Genomic DNA, 17,840 nt, shown 5'->3' with positions numbered 1-17,840 from the left:
TGCGGGGAATTCCAGGCAAACTGTATCGCCCGTTAGGGTGGCTCAGGTGTCAGACAAACTCTTGGTCTGGATGGATTGCGAGATGACGGGGCTCCGCCTCGACAGCGACAAGCTGATCGAGATCGCCGCGCTCGTGACCGACAGCGACCTGAACATTCTCGGTGACGGTGTCGACATCGTCATCCACGCCGACGACGCCGCGCTGGCCTGCATGCCACCGATCGTCGCCGAGATGCACGCGAAATCCGGTCTCACCGAAGAGGTCCGGCGCTCCACGGTGACCCTCGAGCAGGCGCAGGCCGAGGTACTCGACTACATCCGCCAGTACGCGCCCACCGCGCGCACGGTGCCGCTGTGCGGCAACTCGATCGCCACCGACCGTGGCTTCATCGCCCGCGACATGCCCGAACTCGACGAGCACCTGCACTACCGGATGGTCGACGTGAGTTCGATCAAGGAACTGTGCCGCCGCTGGTACCCGCGCATCTACTTCGGGCAGCCGGAGAAGGGGCTGGCGCACCGCGCCCTGGCCGACATCAAGGAATCCATCCGCGAGCTCGAGTACTACCGCCGCACCGCGTTCGTGCCGCTGCCCGGGCCGTCCACCACGGAGATCGCGGCGGTGGCCGAAGCCGTCACCGAGGTGGTCGATGTCACCGGAACAAGCCCCCGACCAGCGGATTAGGGACTGAGGGCAGAGACAAGCTACTATTTACCGCGCCGGTGAATAACCGGTGATGGTGACTGTAGTTCAGTTGGTAGAGCACCAGGTTGTGATCCTGGCTGTCGCGGGTTCGAGTCCCGTCAGTCACCCCGAACAGAAGGCCCGGTCCGCGAGGACCGGGCCTTCTGCATTTTCCGGGACGAGCGCGTGCATGTCACACCTCGCCGCCCGCTGTCGTCGACTCTGTGACAACCGAGAGAGATGAGGATTCGGCGATGGGTATCGACGAACTGCGCGGCACTGTCCGCGGGACGGTCTTCCTGCCGGGAGACCTGGGCTTCGACCAGGCTGCGCGGCCGTGGAACGTGGCGGTCACGCAATCGGTCGGCGCTGTTGTCGCGGTCGCCGACGCCGACGATATCGCCGCCGTCGTCCGCTGGGCCCGCCGCGCGGGCCGCCCGGTGGTGACCCAGCCGACCGGCCACGGCGCGACCGGCGACATCGACAACGCCGTCCTCCTCCGCACCGGCGCGCTCGACAGCATCGCGATCGACCCGGCCCGGCGACTGGCCCGGGTCGGTTCCGGCGCCCAGTGGGGCCGCGTGCAGGCCGCCGCGGCGGCGCACGGGCTGTCCGGTCTGGCGGGCAGCAATCCCGTCGTCGGCGTGACGGGATACACCCTGGGCGGCGGGTTCGGCTGGCTGGCCCGCGCGCACGGCTGGGCAGCGAACGCGGTCCGCGCGTTCGACATCGTCGACGCCGGGGGGCGTCCGGAGCCGGATCGACGCCGAGTCCGACCCCGACCTGTTCTGGGCGCTGCGCGGCGGCGGTGGCGACTTCGCGATCGTGACGGCCCTCGAGTTCGATCTCGTCGAGCTCCCCGAGCTCTACGGCGGCCGGGTGAGCTGGTCCGCCGAGCGCACCCACGAGGCGTTCGAGGTGTTCACCGCGCTCACCACCGACGCGCCGCCCGAACTGTCGGTGTGGCTGCAGCGCTTTCAGCTGCCGGGCGCGGCGCCGACGGTCGCCATCGACTTCGCCTACCTCGGCGACCCGGCCGACGGCCGCGCGCTGACTCGCGGCCTCGACGCGCTACCGGGCGCGCTCGTCGACACCAGGGCGGCGATGACGGCCGATCAGCTCGGCACCATCACCGCCGAGCCGACCGATCCGAGTCCGTCGCTCTCGCGGGGCGAACTGCTCACCGATCTCGGCGACGCGGTGGTGAAGACCCTCGTCGACGCGCCGGTGGCACCCCTGCTCACTATCCAGATCCGCGGCCTGGGGGGCGCGCTCGCCGAATCCGGTCCGCACGACGGCGCCCGCGGACCGGTCACCGAGCCCTACGCGCTCTATCTCCTCGGACTGGGCCTGCCGCACCTGGTCGACGACGTCACCGCCGGGTTCGCCACGATCCTCGACGAGCTCGGCCCGCACATCACCGGCGCCAAGCCCTACACCTTCCTCGCTCCCGGCGAATCGGCGAGTGCGGCGTTCGACACAGCGACGCTGGCCCGGCTGCGGCAGCTCAAGCAGGACCGCGATCCGCACCGGGTGCTGCGCGCGAACTTCCCCGTCCTGGAGTGACGCTATCGAGCGGCAGCGCGGCTCGCCCGGTGCCTGCGGACCGCCGAGCGGTTCGCGCACGCCGGGCTGCAGAAGCGCTGCCTGCCGTTGCGTGAGGTGTCGGCGTAGACCCGCGCGCAGCCCTCGGCCGCGCAGCCGCCGAGGCGATCCATGCCGAGACCGGTCAGATGCAGCGCGGTGCCGACGGTGATGAGCGCCGCGATCTGCCGAGCGGTGGCGACGCCGGGATCACGAAAATGCAGATGCCAGCCGTCGCCCGCGTGATCGGTCAGCCGGGGCGCCGAGGCGTACTCCCCCAGCAAGGTGTTCAGCAGCGCCGCGCGGTCGGTGTGGTCGGCGCACTCGACCACCCGGCGCCAGCGCGCCAGAAACGCCGTCACGGAGGCGAGATCGGCGTCGGTGGGCGCGAGGGACAGCGTCAGTCCCGACGCCGCACAGCGCCGCCCCAACTCCGCCGCGCTGTCGCACGGCCGGTTGAGCAGGTCGACCCCGAGCTGCACCGGCTCCCGCCCGTAATGGTTGTAATGCACAATGCCATTACATCAGACTCGAAGCATGACCAGCCACCCCACGCACACCTGGCGGATCGAGTCCTGCCACCGCACCAGCGAGGGCCTCGTCGCCTATCAGCGGTGCCGCTGCGGCGCCCGCCGGGTCGTCGTCGGCGACCCCGGCGTCAGCATCTCGGGCGAACTGCGCGGCCACGACGACGGGCTCGCCGCGACCGCGTAGGTCACCGCGACCAGCGCCATGACGAACATCACGTTTGCCCGCTACACTCTGGACCACTGCCCAGATGTGGGGCATGTCTCGTCAGCGTTCGACCGGAAAGACCACTTGATGAAGCGTTCCACCGTCGTCGCGGCCTTCGCGGCCGCCACCGCGCTCGGCCCGATCGCGGGGACCGCGGCGGCCGAGTCGCCCGGCCTGCCCCTGTCCCCGTATGTCGCCGCCGCACCGACGGCCACCGGCGATTTCGGCCTGCCCAGCGACAAACCCGAGTCCGGGTCGGCGCAGAGCGGCTCCACCACCGGCGTCGAGACCACCGGCTCCTCCGGCACCGGCTCGGCCGGCCTGCCCAACCTGGACCGCCTGCTGTTCGGTGGCCGCATCCTCTGCGGCGCGCTCGGCAGCGCACTGGCCGTCGCGGGCGAGGCGATGATGGACTGCGCCGACCTGCCGACCCCCGCCTGACCCACCCGATCACGCACGAAGGGCCACCGGAAACCGGTGGCCCTTCGTTTTTCCCGCGGATCAGGGAGCGTCGGCGTTGCCCGCCTTCCATTCCGGCCAGGCGATGTTCCAGTCGCCGAGGCCGTCGACACCAGACAGGGTGCCGCCGACGGTGTTCTTCACGATCGTGATGTCACCGCGCTTGGCGTTCTCGTACACCCAGCGAGCATTGGCCGGGCTGAGGTTCAGGCAGCCGTGGCTGGCGTTGGAGTAGCCCTGCTGCCCCACCGACCACGGCGCGGAGTGGAAGAAGATGCCGCTGTAGGAGATTCGCGTCGCGTAGTCGACCGGGGTGCGGTAGCCGTCCGGCGAGTTCACCGAGACACCGTAGGTCGAGGAGTCCATGATGATCTTCTCGTGCCGGTCACTGACGATGTAGATACCGTTGTCGGTGGGCGTGGAGTCCTTACCCATCGAGGTCGGCATGGTCATGATCACCTCACCGTTGCGTTCCACCGTCACCTGATGGGTGTTGTCGTCGGCGGTGAAGATCTGCGCGTCGCCGATGGTGAAGAACGAGTGGATGTTGTCCTGGCCGTACAGCCCCTTGCCGAGGTCCTTGCCGTAGACGTTCACATCGATGGTCACCTTGGTGCCGGGTGCCCAGAAATGCTCTGGGCGCCACCGCACTTCGCGGTTGTTCACCCAGTAGAAGGCGCCCTCGACCGCGGGCTCGGTGGTGATCTTGATGGCCTCCTGCGCGGCCCGGCGATCGGGGATGTTCTCGTCGAACTGGATGGCCACCGGCTGACCGATGCCGACCACTTCGCCCTCGCCGGGGAGCAGGTACGGCTTGGTCTGGTTGTTCGGCGAGCTCGTGGTGAAGCTGAGCGTCGTCGAGTTCACGCCACCCAGGCCCATCGCCGAGGCCGTCAGCTTGTAGGTCTTGCCGTAACCGAGAACCTCACTGGTCGCCCAGGAGCGGCCGTCGGCCGCCAGCTGGCCGGCGACCGGGCGGCCCTCCTTGTTCATGAGCGAGACCTCGGTGAACTTGCCGTCCTCGACCTGGAAGGCCATCGGCATACCGGGCGAGACGCCGACCTGACCGTCCTTGATCGCGGATACCAGTTTCGGCTTGATGAGCTCGGTGATCGGGTTACGGTCGATCGCGACCTCGACCCCCGCACCCTCGGCCGCCGAGCAAGCGGACGCGCCGAGCGCGAAGACCGCCAGCAACGCCACCGGAACGATCGTCCGCAGCGACCGATGTCGCCCCCGTGTCTTACCCATGTCAACCCCGTTTCCGTACCGACGCAATAACTGTGTGCGCCGCAGATCCCATCGACGCCTATCGCTCGTGCCATCCGCGTCGACGGGGGCGGTCGAGATCGTCGTCCCGCCATTCTGCCAGCCCGCCCGGTCGCCACCAACGGGAAAGCCCCCGCGACACGACCAAGTCACAATCGTTAGATACGTGGCGGGGCCTCCGTCGTTAACAACGCGAAGCGCCCCGCATAGTCGCTGGTCAGAGCCCGATTTCACTTTCCGGCCCCAAGCCTGTTAATGTTTGTTCCGCACCGGAGAGCGGGGCTGAGGGAGACACCGAGAGGTTCTCCCCTAGAGTCGCGGTCCGAGCAAACCAAGCGCCATTAGCTCAATTGGCAGAGCAGCTGACTCTTAATCAGCGGGTTCGGGGTTCGAGTCCCTGATGGCGCACTCAGTAACATCAGGTCTACCTGGTGTTATGCGGTTGTGGAACTATCAACCTGAGGTTGAGCTACCCACAAAACTACCCACGCCCCTCTGCGGAGGGTCGCCTGGAGCGACTGACTTCCCTCTCCATAGCCCTGACCAGCGGCTTCTCGGAGCAGAAGTTCTGTGTGATTTGAGTCACTCAAATGCCTCCATCTAACCTGCATAGAAACTTGCAGAGGTTAGTCATCCTGTGAAACCGGTCACACAAACCGCTTCGAGATCGGGCGTCGAACCCATCAGGCAACTCCCTTGCCGCACAGCAGGACCGATGATCCTGACCGTCCACACAGCCGGTGACACCCCGGGAAACGGGCGAATAAACCTGACGTACGATCCTGCATATCGAGGATCTCGCCTCGCCTGATCGAAGGGTTTCGCTGTGCTGCATGTCCCGTCAGACCCGGCTACAGCGCAGTTCGTGGCCATGGGGCTGGAGACGGTCACCATCCGAGGCGGGGCCGTCGAGGACAGCGCGTACGTGACGGTAGAGATCGACAACGGCGAGGGCGAGACGGTCATTGCGGAGTTCCGCGCTTCCACGTTTCGCGCGCTGCTCGACTGCGCGCAGCGGGTTGTCGACGCCGCCGAGATCGAGGCGGCCGATCATGACCACTTCGGCGAAGACGAACTTCCCGCAGCCTGAACAGCCGTAGACACAGCGAGGGTCCACCCGATCAGATCGGGTGGACCCTCGCCCGGTTGAGGCTCAGTCCTTGCCGGCGCCGACGCGACCCCGGATCCGCTTGAGCGCGAGATCGTTGATCAGCGCTTCGACCTGGAGCAGGTCTTCCTCGGTGAGGGTCGCTACGGCTCGTGGCGGCGTCCAGTGCGGCTGCACGGCTGCGCGCTCCTTGAGGTCGAGCCACTCAGCGAGCGTCTCCACATCAATGCCGAGCGCGTCGGCCAGCTTGGCCTGTGTGCGACGCTCGGGGATCGCCTCGCGCCGGATGATCCGCTGGACCGTGGTCGGCCCCAGGCCTGCGGCGGTCGCGAGCGCCTGAATGCTGGGGTTGTTGCTGCGCGGCTCGACGAACCCGCGAGCAATCATCGGCGTCGCCCACGGCTCGCCGACCGGCTTACCTCGGGCCATGGCCGCCTCCTCTGGTCTATGTCAAGGTTCGCGGCCATAGTACGTCGATAACCCGCGTAAATCACTTTCTCTAGTAGATTTACGGGGTCTTTTTCCGGTCAGCTATCAGTTCGCAGCTCGACATAAACCGCGTTAATGCGTTACGGTGTCCACATACGAGACCTAACAGTCTCGACCTCCACCAGCATAAACAGCCCACATAGAGCCACTTCCACGCCGAGATAAACCTCGTAAAACCTCCACCGGCGCGGATACTTGGCGACCCCAAGCGAATCGACAGTGATCTCCACAACACACCCCCATACCGGGGCCGCCGTCGCCCTCGGCGAGTTCCCCAGCGGATCCCCCCAGTGGCACGCCGCCCGCGCGGCCGGCCTCGGCGGCAGCGAGATCTCCGCAGTCCTCGGCCTGAGCCCGTGGGAGTCTCGGTTCACCCTGTGGTGGCGCAAGCAGGACAAGCTGCCGCCGGTCCGCGAGAACCTCTACATGCTGATGGGCTCCCTCTTCGAGCCGGTCATCTACTCGCACTACCGCGAGCACCTGCTCCCACCAGGGCACACCATGACCACCGGCGTCACCTACCGCCACGCCGAGCACTCGTGGATGATCGCCAACCCCGACGGTCTGATCTGGGATGCCTACGGCAACCTCGTCGACGGCCTCGAGATCAAATGTGCCGCCCGCGACGACAAGTGGGGCGAGCCGGGCACGGACCAAATCCCGATCTACTACCGCACCCAGGTCGCGTGGTACTGCGCGGTCATGGGCCTGCCGGGCATGTGGGTGCGGGTCGTCTTCGGCGTCGGCGACTGGCGCACCTACCGCGTCGAACCCACAGCCGAGGAGATCGAACTGCTCATCTCCGCCGGCGAGCAGTTCATGCAGGACCTGGCCGATGACGTCGAACCCGACATCGACGAGCACTCCGCGACCTATGCCGTACTGCGCGAGCTACACCCAGAGATCGACGGCACCACCCTCCAGATCAGCGCCGACCTGGCCGATCGCTGGTGGGCCGCACTCGAAGAGGCCGAGGCCGCCGAGTCCCAGCTCATGGGCGTGCGGAGCGAGCTGGCCCAAGTCATGGGTGAGGCGTGGCGCGCGATGTGTGGCGAGCAGAAGGTCGCCTACCGGCAGCGTCCGCCCAAGGGAAACGGACCGCCGTTCGTCAAATCTGCTGCTCGCCCGAAGTTTTCAACCATTACCGATGCCGTGAAAGGACCCTGACGTGCAGTTCGTCGACACCCTGCCCCCTCGTGTAGTCCGCGCCCCAGGACGCCCCGCCGCCTACCAGGAGGAGGCCTCGGGGCTGCGCGACAACCCGGGCAAATGGGGGTTGGTCCTTACCGCGGCGACCACGAAGTCCGCCGTCGCTCAGGCCAGCGCCATCCGCACCGGCGGCCTGCGCGCGTTCACCCCGGCTGGAGCCTTCGAGGCCACCAACCGCGGCAGCGACGTCTACGCCCGCTTCATCACCACCACCGAACGGACCAGTCTGTGACCGAATCCATTGTTGATGCTGCCTCTGCCGCGAAGTCCACGCCTGCGAGCTTGATCACGCGGCATCGCGCCGACTTCGCCTCGGTGCTGCCGCCGACGATGAATGTCGACCGGTGGGTTCGGCTGGCCATCTCGGCGGTCAACGCCGATGACAAGCTGGCGGAGATCTTCCGGCGCGACCGCGGTGCGTCGCTCATGCGGGCGCTGATGCGCTGCGCCACCCTCGGCCACGAGCCGGGCGGTGGGCTGTTCCATCTGGTTCCCAAGGGCGCAAGCATCGAGGGCTGGGAGGACTACAAGGGCATCATTCAGCGCATCCAGCGCAGCGCCCTGTACTCAAAAGTCATCGTCGAGGCCGTCTATGAGCACGATGAGTACGAGTTCGACCAGAACGTCGATGAGCGCCCCCGCCACGTCAAGGCCAAGGGAGACCGCGGCAAGCCGGTCTCTGCCTATGCCTATGCCGTGCAGTTCCAGGGCGGTGCCATCTCGAAGGTGGCCGAGGCCACCAGGGAGATGATCGCCGCCTCCAAGGCGAAGTCCCGCGGGTCGGACAACGCCGCCTCCCCGTGGAATTCCCCTGCCGCGCCGATGCACCGCAAGGTCGCAGTCCGCGAGCTGGAGAAGTTCGTATCGACCTCACCAGTGGACCTTCGGGTCACCGGAGGCATGCTCGTCGACCTGACCGGCGCAGCACCGGTCGAGGACAGCTACGACGACTTCGGAGACGTCGCGTGAGCGAGAAGATCTCCTACAACGTCGAAGAGGCCGCAGCTGCCGTCGGGGTCAAGCCCCGCGCCATCTACGACGCGATGCGTGATTGCCAGCTGGCCTACGTCGAAGTCGGCCGCCGCAAGCTGATCTTCCCTGAGGCGCTCAAGGACTGGCTGGTCAACTACGGCCAGCCCAAGCGCTAGCCCCCCTTTCCCCTGAGCCCTGCGCGGGCATCTGTCCGCGCAGGGTCTATTCCCCATGCCCTAACGAAGGAGCCCCTCGTGGCAGCCGTGGCCTTGGTCCCCGCCGACACCGTCCATGAGCACCTGCTCTACCTACTGCAAACCTCGTCCCGCAAACGGATCGCCCGCGAGGCGGGAGTGTCGCGGCAATCGATCATCCAGATCCTGGCGGGACAACGGACGATCACCGTGACGACCCACGAGCGATTGATGGCGGTCGAGGCAGTGCGCCCGCCGATCCCCGAAGGTCACGTCGACGCTCTGGGTTCCATCCGGCGCGTTCAGGCGCTGATCGCCAGCGGCCATACGGTGCCATGGCTGGCGGCGCGGGCCTGCATGTCGATGCGGTCGGTGCTCGAGCTGGCGGACGGGTCGGTCTCGTCGGTGCCAGACGATGTCGCTGAGCGGTTGGATGCGGTTTTTCGGGTGTGGCAGCTGCATCCAGGTGGCAGCGCGCAGTCGCGGGAACTGGGTCGGCTGCGGCGATGGGCGCTGCCGTTCGAGTGGGACGAGGACGGGTTGGACGACCCCGCGCACAAGCCGTGCCGCTGGAGCAAGCCTCGTCGCCGCGAGATCAAGAGGTCGCACGCCAAGCCTGGCGCCACGCCGATGGTGTGGAAGGTCCTGGCGGCGTGAAGGTTTCGATTCCCGACGACTTCCCCGATGGTCCTGCCTACCTTCCGCTTTCGAGCACTCAGTTGATGATGCTGGTCCGAGGGTGGATGTATCTGTCGCGGCACAACGTGACGACCTTGCCCGCGCAGGTCTGGGCGGGCCTCGGCGGCGAGGGCGACCGACAGGCACTGCTTGCGCACGCAGCGGCACATCAGGTGCCCGGTAGCGCGGACGTGCTGCTGCCCTCGGCCGGGCGGGTGACGCGCTCACGCGCTGTCGCGGCTACCTCGGATCCGCGGTTCGAGTCGTGGTGGCAAGTGTGGCCGCGCAAGCAGGCACGTCGCGATGCCGAGCGGGCTTTCACCAAGGCGATGACCAAGGTCGGGTTCGCGGAGTTGATGCGGGCCACGATCGCCTTTGCCGAGGACCCCAACCGTGAGGACCGATTCACCCCGTACGGGGCGACGTGGCTGAACGGCGAGCGCTGGCACGATGCGCCACTGCCGGACCGAAACCCTAGCCGTCGCACCGCCGAACGCGGTTTCGTCGACGCGCTGGACATCGGCCGTCAACTGGTCGCCGAGGTGGCCCAGTTGCCCGCGATCTCCTATCGAGTCGAGCCGCTGTGACCGCACATATCGAGGCGGCCAGCGCCGCCTACGCGATGGCGGCGGCGATCGATGCGCAGATGCCGGAGCCGACCAAGCTGCGGATCCAGGCGTGGGCGGCGTTGTTCGAGGGGCAGGGTATCGGGCCAGAGGATGCGGTCGCGGCGGTGAAGGCTTACTACCGCAGGCCTGGTCGGTTCCCGATCAAGCCCGGCGATGTGATCGCGGGGGTGGCGGCGCTGCCGGTGACCAGTTCGCCTGCGCGCATCGAGGCCTTCCTGGATCGGTGGTCTCAGCACCCGTACTCCCAAGCCATCCAGCAGATGACCGGACTGGATTGGTCGCCGCCATGGCCGCCGCCGGCGGCTGTTTCCACCGACGACCCGGATGCGCTGGTGGCTTTCCACCGCAGAGAGTTTCAGCGCTGGATCGACCGCAACCGTGCCCGACTCGTCGCCAAGGCCCTTGCCAACGGAGAGCAACTCGAACTGCAATGATCGCTTACCATCGCGTCGTCGACGCCTTCCGCGCCGCCGGCCTGATCGTGGTCGAACGCAGCAACGGCGTCGCGCAGGCCCAGGCTCCTGGCCATTCGGCGGCAGACCGCAGTGTCTCGATTCGCGCCATCGAGGGCCAAGTCCTCATCCATTGCCACAGTGATGACACCGATGCGGTGCTCGAATCGGTGGGTCTGGGGATGGTGGACCTGTTCGATCAGCCGCGCGGCGCGGAGTACCGCTACGACGACGGCAGGATCGTTCGCCGCTCCCCGACCAAGGAATTCAAGCAGGCGGGGAACACCAAGGGCTCCGCCCTGTTTCGGGCATCGCGGATTGCCGAGGCTGACCCGGATCGGGTGATCTGGTTCGTCGAGGGCGAGAAGGACGTCCTGGCACTCGAGGCGCTCGGCGAGATCGCGACCTGCACCGCGATGGGCGCCGGAAAGGCTCACCTGGCCGATCTGAGTCCTCTCTATGGACGTCGCGTCGTGATCGTGCGCGACATGGACGACGTCGGCCTGGCGCACGCCAACCAAGTCGCGGGCTTGCTCGCCGGACACGCTGAAACCTGCATCGTCTCCCCTGCCGAAGGCAAGGACGCCGCCGACCACATCGCGGCCGGTCGCCGCCTCGACGAATTCGTCTGGACCCAGGCACCGCTGCCCGAGGGGGTCCGGCGGCTGTCGGACGCCGTCGAGGACTGGTGGCGCTGGCTACACGCGCCCGCGGAGAAGGTGCGGATCTTCCCCAGCCCGTGGCCGCACCTCAACGACGTCATCGGCGGCGGCCTGCACCCGGGCAGGGTGTATGTGATCGCCGGTCGGCCAGGTGGTGGCAAGACGGTGGGCCTGCTCAACATCGGCCAGTACCTGGCTGAATCGGGGTCACCGGTGCTGATGTGCAGCTTGGAAATGCCTGAGCTGGAGATGGTTTCGCGGATCATGGCATCTGGCGCCGAAGCTGACTACGGCCGGATCACCCGGCGCGAGGTTGAGGAGCGCGACCGCTACAAGCTCGAGCTGTACCGCGGCAGCAGAGTGGCAGAGACCGAGCTGTGGCTGATGGACAACCCGTCGATGACCGTGGAACACATCGGTGAGACGGCTCGTCAGATGGCGGCGCGTGGTCGCCTGGATGCGATCTGCGTGGACTACCTGGGCCTGGTGAGCGCCTCCCGCGGCAAACGCGATCGGCGAGAAAGCTTGGGCCACATCATGAAAGAGCTGGTCAAGCTGTCGAAAGAACTGTCTGTGGCCGTTGTGCTGGCCTGCCAGCTCAACCGCGGCCCCGACCAATCCAGTCGCCCGCCGGTGCTGAGTGACCTGCGCGAGACCGGCGATATCGAGCAGGACTGCGACGTCGCGATCCTGCTGCACCACCCCACCATGGAGGGTTTGCCGACCGGGGAGATCGAACTGATCGTCGCCAAGAACCGGACCGGCACCCGCGACACCGTCGTCACCCTGCCGTGGCGGCCTCACTACGCCAAGATCGGAGCTTGACCGTGTCTGAACAGCAGCGACACTGGAGTGACCTGTCGCCGCAGGAGGCGGCCGATATCGTGTTGCCCCAACCCGGGATCCTGGACTGCCTCGACGACATGGGTGATCCGTGCCCGTGGCCGTGGTGGCCGACCCACCGACAGGACATGCCCGGCGGGATGGCGCACTGCCCGCACTGCGGGTCGATGGTCGTGCGCGGGCTGCCGCACCCGGACTTCACCTTCATGTACCGGCCCGAGGTGTCCGAAACCTTCGACAGCTCAACCGATTGCGAGACAGGCGTCGGCGTGGCGCAGATCCTCGGAGGTGAGCATGGCCAGCCTGCCTGAGATCGACATCATCGGCAACGAACACGCGCTCATCGTGACCGACCCGAACACCGTCGCCGTCTACAGCTTCGATCGCATCGTCTTCCAGGCCGACCCCGCCGACGACACCCGCGGGCATCTGGTTTTCACCGTCACCCACGCCAGCCATCACGACCGAAAGGCCTTCACCGCATGATCGACGTCCTCATCATGGGCGGCACCTGGAACCCGAACGGCGACCCGGTGACCGAGACCTTCGCCAACGCCCTCGACCACCGTCGGTTCCGCCATGCCTATGTGCCGTACCCCGCGACCTACGGCACGCCGATGTCGTTCCGCAACAGTGTCAATGTCGGCAAATACGCACTCGTGCAGGCAATCCGGGACTCGCCGAACCCGGTGATCGTGGCCGGATACTCCCAGGGTGCGGCTGTTGCGGCCGAGGTTGCAGCAGATATCGCGATGTACCCGGATCTCGATGTTCGGGCGGCGGCGCTGATTGCGTGCCCTTCGCGGCCCCGTGGAGTATGCGTGGGCGTCGAGCCGGGCGGTTACGGCGTGGTCGGCGAACTGGAGATCTCGACGATGCCGACACTTCACGCCGCCGCGTTCCGGGATCCGATCTGTGCCCTGCCGGAGGGGTCGATGTTGAGGTCGCTGGCCGACATGAGCGCGTATATGTCGATCTCGTCGCCGCAGGAGTTCGCGCAGTGGGGCGCGTCGCTGGTTGATCTCGCCCTACAGCGTCGGTTTCAGAGGTGGTGGGCGCCGCAAAATTGGCGCGACACCGCGGACGTGATAGCCCAGGCCAACGCCTACCTCACCGAGGGCCGACACACGTCGGCCTACATCAACGAGGGCCTGTGCGTTGAATTGGCGAACGCCGTAAACAGCCTGTAGAGCAGGTCGACGAGATGCCGGTCCGACGATTTTCGGACCGGCATTCTTCGGCATAACGTCAGAATCGCGGCATGCATGCCCATTTCTGGACATAGTTTCTTCTGCGCGTTCCCGACACCCGTTTAGCCTGCTAGATCGGACAATCTGGCCGATTACACCCCCAGGCCCCGGCCCTCTCGCCACTGTTAGCCTCGAAATCAGCAGAAAGAGAGGAGCCCCGCCGAAATGGCAGGCGAAACCGTAATTACGGTCATCGGCAATTTGACGGCCGATCCGGAACTCCGATTCACCAGCGGCGGCCAGGCGGTCGCGAATTTCACTGTCGCTGCAACTCCGCGAGTATTCGACAAGAACTCGAACGAGTGGAAAGACGGCGAGGCCCTGTTCTTGCGGTGCAATGCCTGGCGCGAGCTTGCCGAAAATGCCGCCGAGAGCCTTGTGCGGGGCGCCCGCGTCATCGTCTCCGGGCGGCTACGGCAGCGCTCGTATGAGACCAAGGAAGGCGAAAAGCGGACCGTGGTGGAACTCGAGGTCGACGAGGTCGGACCCTCGCTCAGGTACGCCACGGCCAAGGTGACCAAGGCGGCCAAGGGCGGCGGCGGTTCCCGCAGCGGATCCGGCGACCCCTGGGGTTCGGATGCCAGCGCGGGCGAGGACGCCCCGCCCTTCTAGACCGCCTTCCCCCTGACCCGCCTGCCGTCAACATCACCGCACCACCGGGAACCCCTGCGCCCGAGTGCGGAATTGAAAGCGCGCCCACGACCCGGTCTGCAACCTTCCCGGGAGGCGCAGCTGCGGCTGGCGGGTCACCCACATCACCGAGATGGAGTGAATCACTCGTGCCCAGCGACAGCCGGGACTGGATGGTCCGGGCGAAGTGCCGCACCTCGCGCACCGCCGCAGAGTTCGCGCTCTACGTTTCCGACAACCGCGGCGGCCGACAAGCCGAGAACCTCGAACGCGCCTGCGGCGGCTGCACCACCAAACGAGAATGCGCCGCCTATGCCTTGCTCGACCGCTACAACATCGGCGGCATGGTCTGGGCAGGCGTTCCGGTTCCCCAGACACCGAGCACCCGATTCCACCGCAGCGCCGTGGCCCAGCTGGAGCGCATCGCTGACGGGCTGCGCCTGTGAACACTCCAGAACGGCTAGGCGAGGCAGCGCGATCGCTAATGCGACCGACCTACGTCATCACCATTCCGGGCGAACCAGTCGCCAAGCGGCGGCCCCGACTGGGCAACGGCCGCAGATACACCCATCCTGCCGACGTCGAAGCCGAAGCATCGACCGCTGCGATCCTGCGCGCGACGCTGCCCGCGCCGCTGACCGGCAACCTGGCGGTGGGATGCGAGTTCTACCGCTCCACCCGCCGCCGCGTCGACGTCGACAACCTGCTCAAGCACGTCTTCGACGCCGGCAACGGCGTTGCCTGGGTCGACGACTCACACTGCACCGCCCAGTTCGGCGTGATCGAACTCGACCGCGCCAACCCCCGAACCGTCATCTTCATCAGCTCACACGCGAGCAGTCTGGTCCGCCCATGAACATCCTCTACGTGCGCACCACCGTGCGAATTCTCAGTCTGCCGGTGATGACCGTGACCCGCGAATCGTTCAATACCGGCGCCGCGCCGAACCCGCCACGCCCGGCGACCTCGGGCGCCACAGCGCCCTCGCCGCAGCTGACCGAGCACGGTGTCGCCTACCAGTGCCCGTCGTGCGGGGAGCTGCTTCTGCAAGGGCTGCGTGAGCGCCTGGCCTCGGCCGACGAGCAAACGCTGATGGCCCACCACATCTGCAAGGAGAGCACCCCGTGAGCCGCGCTGCCCAGCTTGCCGAGGTCGACGCCGCGATCCAGCGCTGGATGGCCGCGCTTCACCCCGGCGTGCTTGCCACCGAGTGGGTTCTCATCTCGGCCGGAGTGTCGAGCGAGCGACCCGGGACCGGATACGAAGTCGCCGCGTCCTCAGACCTGCCCTACCACAACGCCACCGGACTGGCCGCGCTGCTGGCCGCGGAGATCGACGCCATCTACGACGAGGAAGACCCCCTGTGACCGACTACTCCGTCGTCGAACTCGACGCGTTGATCACCGCTGCCGACCGCGCACTCTCGCACACCCCGTTCAACACCGACTCCGGCGAATTCCGCTCCGACGCTGCCGCACTGCTGCCTCACGTCTACCTCGCGATCGAGCACCTGCGAATGACGGTGCGCCGCTATAGCGGCGAGCACCTGCACGAGCGGGTACTGGAGCTGCTCCGACTCGGCCACACCCAGGCTCAGCTCGCCAAGGCCGCCCACGTCGGGGTGTCGACGATCTCGCGAATCGTCAACCGTCGCGACACCCAGGGATTCGCGGCCGATGTTGCCGCGCGGATCATGGCCCTTCCGGTCGAACCGCCCGCGCCGCCGCAGATCGACACCGCGTTGATCGAACAGCTCATCGCCGGCCAGCCAGTCAAGGTGCCATACGGGCAGCGCAAGGCCTACGCAGCGGCGATGACCCATCCGTCGTGGGGACTCAACGTCAGTTCACTGGCCCGAATCCTGCGGATATCCCATTCCCAGGCCATCCGCGCATACCAGCGAGGGGCGGCATGAGCCTGACCATCCGGCCCGCGTCCGGGCTCACACGCGAGTTCTTCGGCTGCCTGATCGCCTACGACGATCCCGCCCGGCGCAAACGCCGCCGCGGCCTGCTGTTCGAGGTCGAGCACCTCCAGAGCTACGTGCGGCTGCGCATCAAGGGACCACACGGCAACGAGATCGTCGCGCTACCAGCCGACACCGACATCACTATCGAGTACTAGGGAGCCATCGTGTACGACCTGCTGATCATCTTCGTCGGCGCGCTGATCGGATCGACCATCTGCCTGGTGAGCATCGTCGGCGACGACAAAGCCTGCGAGCGGGCTGCACTCGTGACGTGGCGCATCGTGTGCGCCTACACCGTCGCCTCGGTCCTGACCGGCGCCGTCTACGCCGCCCAGTTCCTGTGGTGAACGCGCGCGAGGAGGTGCGGGTCACCAGCGCGACCGGCGGCGAGAAGGGCCGCAAGATTCACCGCTACGGCCTGATCCCTGCGGTGCCGCTGCATGATCTGGCCGAGCTGTGCGGCAAGGGCGCCGAGAAGTACTCCGCGGACAACTGGCGCCGCGGATTCGACTGGTCACTATCGTTCGACGCGATGATGCGACACGCGTGGGCGTTCTGGCGCGGCGAGGACTATGACCCGGAAACCGGTGTCCCGCATGTCATCTCCGCCGCCTGGCACTGCCTGGTGCTGGCGGAGTTCATGCGCATGCACCGCGGCTTCGACGACCGCCCGATCGGACCAGCGGAGCCCGCATGATGCAGCATCGGACCTGGACCGATCGCCCGTGGATCACGCTGCCACTGGGCGGGTTCGACACCGAGACCACAGGGTTGGACCCCACGCGGGAACGCATCGTGACCGCGTGCGTGATGATCGTCGACGGCACCGAGGTATCGACGCGGACCTGGCTGCTCAACCCGGGCGTGGAAATCCCCGCCGAGGCTGCGGCTGTGCACGGCATCACCACCGAGCGCGCCGTTGCCGAGGGCATGGACTACGCGCTGGGCCTCGGCCAGATTCGCGATGCGCTCAACGCGGCGTGGCGTGAGGGCCGGGCGATGGCCGCCTACAACGCGGCCTACGACGTCACGATCATCTCCTGCGAGCTGGCCCGGCTGGGCATGGAGCCTCTTGCCGGCGGGCTGCTCGTCGATCCGCTGGTGATCGACCGGGCCAGCGATCCCGACAGGGTCGGTCGGCGTCGCCTCACCGACGCGGTGCGCCACTACGGGCTGACTATGGGGACCGCGCACACTGCCGACGCTGACACCTTGGCCGCGATCCGGCTGGCGTGGGTTCTGGGCCGCCGTTTCCCGGAGATCGGACGGCTCAACGGCGCTGCGTTGATGCAGATGCAGACCGGCTGGTACCGCGACCAGGCAGAGGCGCTTCGGCAGCGGTTCGCGGGCCTGGCCGCAGAGAAGCGGCAGCGCGTGGAGAAGATCCTGGAGTCGGCCGCAGAGCTGGAGAGCAAGGCCGCAGCAGTGAACTCGAGCTGGCCGCTGCAACGAGCAACTCGCTCGATCGTTGACGTTGCGAGAACGTCGTGACAGCCCTCTGACCGGGCTATACGCTCGATTCGAGCCGGACTTGTGAGGCTCTGGCTCCCAGACGTGGGAGCACCGCTCCCAGATGGTGGGAGCATCCCGCCCTCACGGGCGGAACAACTGAATATCGACAACTGAATAGCGGCCGGTGGCGATCTGAAGCCCCGGCGGAGGCACACATGGTGGGCCGGAACCGAGGGGGCGAGCCGATCCAGCTCGCCCCCTCGATGTATCTACAGCCCCAGACCTCGGTAGCCGATCTCGGCACGGGCGCCCAGCGCTCCGAACCGGAGGTTCATCAGCCTGCTGGCCTCGAACCCGTCGCCGGATGCCAACGCGGCCTCAGCCTCGTTCGCCAGCTCCTCGGCCTCCTCGGCCAAGTTCTGGCGCGCCCGCTGCGCAGCTTCCCAGTCCTGCTGATCCTTTTTGCGTTGCTGCCACTTGTTTCGGGGCACTCGATAGTTCACGATCGCTCCTCACTGGGATCCCGACGTCGCGACACATACGGACATGGCATGCCATTGCACAGCGGCGT

Annotated in this window: 30 protein-coding genes, 2 tRNA genes and 1 pseudogene; 29 read left to right on the top strand and 4 right to left on the bottom strand. The window is 67.0% G+C overall.

What is annotated here, in order from left to right:
- Positions 1-46: 46 nt before the first annotated feature.
- The 4 genes and pseudogenes from orn (at position 47) to NV348_RS25150 (ending at position 2,251) form a co-directional block, all read left to right on the top strand.
- Positions 47-685 carry an oligoribonuclease gene (gene orn, locus NV348_RS25165; protein WP_447149053.1) on the top strand — a complete coding sequence of 213 codons (639 nt, stop codon included), beginning with the start codon at positions 47-49 and terminating at the stop codon, positions 683-685.
- Between the two features lie 55 nt (positions 686-740).
- Positions 741-813, top strand: a tRNA-His gene (locus tag NV348_RS25160).
- Positions 814-939: 126 nt separating this feature from the next.
- Positions 940-1,374 (top strand): annotated as a pseudogene (locus NV348_RS25155) (FAD-binding protein); the annotation flags it as partial.
- Between the two features lie 136 nt (positions 1,375-1,510).
- Positions 1,511-2,251, top strand: coding sequence for a hypothetical protein (locus NV348_RS25150; RefSeq protein WP_447149052.1), 741 nt, complete (start codon positions 1,511-1,513; stop codon positions 2,249-2,251).
- Positions 2,252-2,253: 2 nt separating this feature from the next.
- Here the strand turns inward: NV348_RS25150 and NV348_RS25145 are convergent, their stop codons facing one another.
- Positions 2,254-2,781, bottom strand: a complete 528-nt coding sequence (locus NV348_RS25145) for a CGNR zinc finger domain-containing protein (RefSeq protein WP_447149051.1) — start codon at positions 2,779-2,781, stop codon at positions 2,254-2,256.
- Between the two features lie 25 nt (positions 2,782-2,806).
- Here NV348_RS25145 and NV348_RS25140 point away from each other — a divergent pair, with 25 nt between their 5' ends.
- Positions 2,807-2,983 (top strand): hypothetical protein, encoded by a 177-nt coding sequence (locus tag NV348_RS25140; protein ID WP_355276869.1) that lies wholly within the window; start codon positions 2,807-2,809, stop codon positions 2,981-2,983.
- A gap of 108 nt (positions 2,984-3,091) precedes the next feature.
- Positions 3,092-3,445 (top strand): hypothetical protein, encoded by a 354-nt coding sequence (locus NV348_RS25135; protein WP_218720864.1) that lies wholly within the window; start codon positions 3,092-3,094, stop codon positions 3,443-3,445.
- Positions 3,446-3,505: 60 nt separating this feature from the next.
- Here the strand turns inward: NV348_RS25135 and NV348_RS25130 are convergent, their stop codons facing one another.
- Positions 3,506-4,714, bottom strand: a complete 1,209-nt coding sequence (locus NV348_RS25130) for a L,D-transpeptidase (RefSeq protein WP_447149050.1) — start codon at positions 4,712-4,714, stop codon at positions 3,506-3,508.
- A gap of 353 nt (positions 4,715-5,067) precedes the next feature.
- Here NV348_RS25130 and NV348_RS25125 point away from each other — a divergent pair.
- A tRNA-Lys gene (locus tag NV348_RS25125) sits at positions 5,068-5,140 on the top strand.
- 457 nt (positions 5,141-5,597) lie between these two features.
- Positions 5,598-5,822, top strand: coding sequence for a hypothetical protein (locus tag NV348_RS25120; protein ID WP_447149049.1), 225 nt, complete (start codon positions 5,598-5,600; stop codon positions 5,820-5,822).
- Between the two features lie 63 nt (positions 5,823-5,885).
- Here the strand turns inward: NV348_RS25120 and NV348_RS25115 are convergent, their stop codons facing one another.
- Positions 5,886-6,269, bottom strand: a complete 384-nt coding sequence (locus NV348_RS25115; RefSeq protein ID WP_447149048.1) for a helix-turn-helix domain-containing protein — start codon at positions 6,267-6,269, stop codon at positions 5,886-5,888.
- 279 nt (positions 6,270-6,548) lie between these two features.
- Between NV348_RS25115 and NV348_RS25110 the strand changes: the two genes are divergently transcribed.
- From NV348_RS25110 to NV348_RS25010, 21 genes are all read left to right on the top strand, one after another.
- Positions 6,549-7,496: a YqaJ viral recombinase family nuclease gene (locus NV348_RS25110; protein ID WP_447149047.1), complete on the top strand. Its 948-nt coding sequence runs from the start codon at positions 6,549-6,551 to the stop codon at positions 7,494-7,496.
- A 1-nt stretch (position 7,497) separates the two neighbouring features.
- Positions 7,498-7,770 carry a hypothetical protein gene (locus NV348_RS25105; protein WP_447149046.1) on the top strand — a complete coding sequence of 91 codons (273 nt, stop codon included), beginning with the start codon at positions 7,498-7,500 and terminating at the stop codon, positions 7,768-7,770.
- Positions 7,767-8,507 (top strand): recombinase RecT, encoded by a 741-nt coding sequence (locus NV348_RS25100; RefSeq protein WP_447149045.1) that lies wholly within the window; start codon positions 7,767-7,769, stop codon positions 8,505-8,507. The genes NV348_RS25105 and NV348_RS25100 overlap by 4 nt, the downstream gene beginning before the upstream one ends.
- Positions 8,504-8,686: a helix-turn-helix domain-containing protein gene (locus NV348_RS25095; RefSeq protein WP_447149044.1), complete on the top strand. Its 183-nt coding sequence runs from the start codon at positions 8,504-8,506 to the stop codon at positions 8,684-8,686. Before NV348_RS25100 ends, NV348_RS25095 begins: the two co-directional genes overlap by 4 nt.
- A 78-nt stretch (positions 8,687-8,764) precedes the next feature.
- On the top strand, positions 8,765-9,361 hold the full coding sequence (locus NV348_RS25090) for a hypothetical protein (protein WP_447149043.1): 597 nt from the start codon (positions 8,765-8,767) through the stop codon (positions 9,359-9,361).
- Positions 9,358-9,969, top strand: a complete 612-nt coding sequence (locus NV348_RS25085; protein ID WP_447149042.1) for an LvrA C-terminal domain-related protein — start codon at positions 9,358-9,360, stop codon at positions 9,967-9,969. The genes NV348_RS25090 and NV348_RS25085 overlap by 4 nt, the downstream gene beginning before the upstream one ends.
- Positions 9,966-10,445, top strand: a complete 480-nt coding sequence (locus NV348_RS25080) for a hypothetical protein (RefSeq protein WP_447149041.1) — start codon at positions 9,966-9,968, stop codon at positions 10,443-10,445. Before NV348_RS25085 ends, NV348_RS25080 begins: the two co-directional genes overlap by 4 nt.
- Before the next feature lie 47 nt (positions 10,446-10,492).
- On the top strand, positions 10,493-11,950 hold the full coding sequence (locus tag NV348_RS25075) for a DnaB-like helicase C-terminal domain-containing protein (protein ID WP_447149040.1): 1,458 nt from the start codon (positions 10,493-10,495) through the stop codon (positions 11,948-11,950).
- A complete protein-coding gene (locus NV348_RS25070; RefSeq protein ID WP_447149039.1) occupies positions 11,947-12,279 on the top strand; it encodes a hypothetical protein in 333 nt (110 codons plus the stop codon). Before NV348_RS25075 ends, NV348_RS25070 begins: the two co-directional genes overlap by 4 nt.
- Positions 12,263-12,454 (top strand): hypothetical protein, encoded by a 192-nt coding sequence (locus NV348_RS25065; protein ID WP_447149038.1) that lies wholly within the window; start codon positions 12,263-12,265, stop codon positions 12,452-12,454. The genes NV348_RS25070 and NV348_RS25065 overlap by 17 nt, the downstream gene beginning before the upstream one ends.
- Positions 12,451-13,158: an alpha/beta fold hydrolase gene (locus tag NV348_RS25060; RefSeq protein WP_447149037.1), complete on the top strand. Its 708-nt coding sequence runs from the start codon at positions 12,451-12,453 to the stop codon at positions 13,156-13,158. Before NV348_RS25065 ends, NV348_RS25060 begins: the two co-directional genes overlap by 4 nt.
- A gap of 225 nt (positions 13,159-13,383) precedes the next feature.
- Positions 13,384-13,830 (top strand): single-stranded DNA-binding protein, encoded by a 447-nt coding sequence (locus NV348_RS25055; RefSeq protein WP_447149036.1) that lies wholly within the window; start codon positions 13,384-13,386, stop codon positions 13,828-13,830.
- 167 nt (positions 13,831-13,997) lie between these two features.
- The gene (locus NV348_RS25050; protein ID WP_447149035.1) at positions 13,998-14,294 is read left to right on the top strand and encodes a WhiB family transcriptional regulator; all 297 of its coding nucleotides are present in this window, start codon (positions 13,998-14,000) and stop codon (positions 14,292-14,294) included.
- 38 nt (positions 14,295-14,332) lie between these two features.
- Positions 14,333-14,704, top strand: coding sequence for a RusA family crossover junction endodeoxyribonuclease (locus NV348_RS25045; RefSeq protein WP_447149034.1), 372 nt, complete (start codon positions 14,333-14,335; stop codon positions 14,702-14,704).
- Complete coding sequence (locus tag NV348_RS25040) at positions 14,701-14,976, top strand: hypothetical protein (RefSeq protein ID WP_447149033.1); 276 nt, start codon at positions 14,701-14,703, stop codon at positions 14,974-14,976. Before NV348_RS25045 ends, NV348_RS25040 begins: the two co-directional genes overlap by 4 nt.
- The gene (locus tag NV348_RS25035) at positions 14,973-15,215 is read left to right on the top strand and encodes a hypothetical protein (protein ID WP_447149032.1); all 243 of its coding nucleotides are present in this window, start codon (positions 14,973-14,975) and stop codon (positions 15,213-15,215) included. Before NV348_RS25040 ends, NV348_RS25035 begins: the two co-directional genes overlap by 4 nt.
- Entirely contained in the window at positions 15,212-15,763 is a 552-nt protein-coding gene (locus NV348_RS25030) for a helix-turn-helix domain-containing protein (protein ID WP_447149031.1), read from the top strand. Before NV348_RS25035 ends, NV348_RS25030 begins: the two co-directional genes overlap by 4 nt.
- On the top strand, positions 15,760-15,972 hold the full coding sequence (locus NV348_RS25025) for a hypothetical protein (RefSeq protein ID WP_447149030.1): 213 nt from the start codon (positions 15,760-15,762) through the stop codon (positions 15,970-15,972). Before NV348_RS25030 ends, NV348_RS25025 begins: the two co-directional genes overlap by 4 nt.
- Before the next feature lie 9 nt (positions 15,973-15,981).
- Positions 15,982-16,164 carry a hypothetical protein gene (locus NV348_RS25020; RefSeq protein ID WP_447149029.1) on the top strand — a complete coding sequence of 61 codons (183 nt, stop codon included), beginning with the start codon at positions 15,982-15,984 and terminating at the stop codon, positions 16,162-16,164.
- Positions 16,161-16,514 (top strand): dATP/dGTP diphosphohydrolase domain-containing protein, encoded by a 354-nt coding sequence (locus NV348_RS25015; RefSeq protein WP_447149028.1) that lies wholly within the window; start codon positions 16,161-16,163, stop codon positions 16,512-16,514. Before NV348_RS25020 ends, NV348_RS25015 begins: the two co-directional genes overlap by 4 nt.
- On the top strand, positions 16,514-17,308 hold the full coding sequence (locus NV348_RS25010) for an exonuclease domain-containing protein (RefSeq protein WP_447149027.1): 795 nt from the start codon (positions 16,514-16,516) through the stop codon (positions 17,306-17,308). The genes NV348_RS25015 and NV348_RS25010 overlap by 1 nt, the downstream gene beginning before the upstream one ends.
- Before the next feature lie 230 nt (positions 17,309-17,538).
- Here the strand turns inward: NV348_RS25010 and NV348_RS25005 are convergent, their stop codons facing one another.
- On the bottom strand, positions 17,539-17,772 hold the full coding sequence (locus NV348_RS25005) for a hypothetical protein (protein ID WP_447149026.1): 234 nt from the start codon (positions 17,770-17,772) through the stop codon (positions 17,539-17,541).
- Positions 17,773-17,840: the final 68 nt, after the last annotated feature.

The organism is Nocardia fodinahabitans (assembly GCF_052983615.1).
The sequence above is the reverse complement of the archived record's forward strand: the minus strand, read 5'-3'. Positions and strand labels throughout refer to the sequence as shown.

Bases quoted from the DNA above. Each gene is read 5' to 3' on its own strand.
- NV348_RS25140 (WP_355276869.1), top strand. From the start codon at position 2,807: ATGACCAGCCACCCCACGCACACCTGGCGGATCGAGTCCTGCCACCGC.
- NV348_RS25135 (WP_218720864.1), top strand. From the start codon at position 3,092: ATGAAGCGTTCCACCGTCGTCGCGGCCTTCGCGGCCGCCACCGCGCTC.
- NV348_RS25130 (WP_447149050.1), bottom strand. From the start codon at position 4,714: ATGGGTAAGACACGGGGGCGACATCGGTCGCTGCGGACGATCGTTCCG.
- NV348_RS25115 (WP_447149048.1), bottom strand. From the start codon at position 6,269: ATGGCCCGAGGTAAGCCGGTCGGCGAGCCGTGGGCGACGCCGATGATT.
- NV348_RS25065 (WP_447149038.1), top strand. From the start codon at position 12,263: ATGGCCAGCCTGCCTGAGATCGACATCATCGGCAACGAACACGCGCTC.
- NV348_RS25060 (WP_447149037.1), top strand. From the start codon at position 12,451: ATGATCGACGTCCTCATCATGGGCGGCACCTGGAACCCGAACGGCGAC.
- NV348_RS25055 (WP_447149036.1), top strand. From the start codon at position 13,384: ATGGCAGGCGAAACCGTAATTACGGTCATCGGCAATTTGACGGCCGAT.
- NV348_RS25045 (WP_447149034.1), top strand. From the start codon at position 14,333: ATGCGACCGACCTACGTCATCACCATTCCGGGCGAACCAGTCGCCAAG.
- NV348_RS25040 (WP_447149033.1), top strand. From the start codon at position 14,701: ATGAACATCCTCTACGTGCGCACCACCGTGCGAATTCTCAGTCTGCCG.
- NV348_RS25025 (WP_447149030.1), top strand. From the start codon at position 15,760: ATGAGCCTGACCATCCGGCCCGCGTCCGGGCTCACACGCGAGTTCTTC.
- NV348_RS25010 (WP_447149027.1), top strand. From the start codon at position 16,514: ATGCAGCATCGGACCTGGACCGATCGCCCGTGGATCACGCTGCCACTG.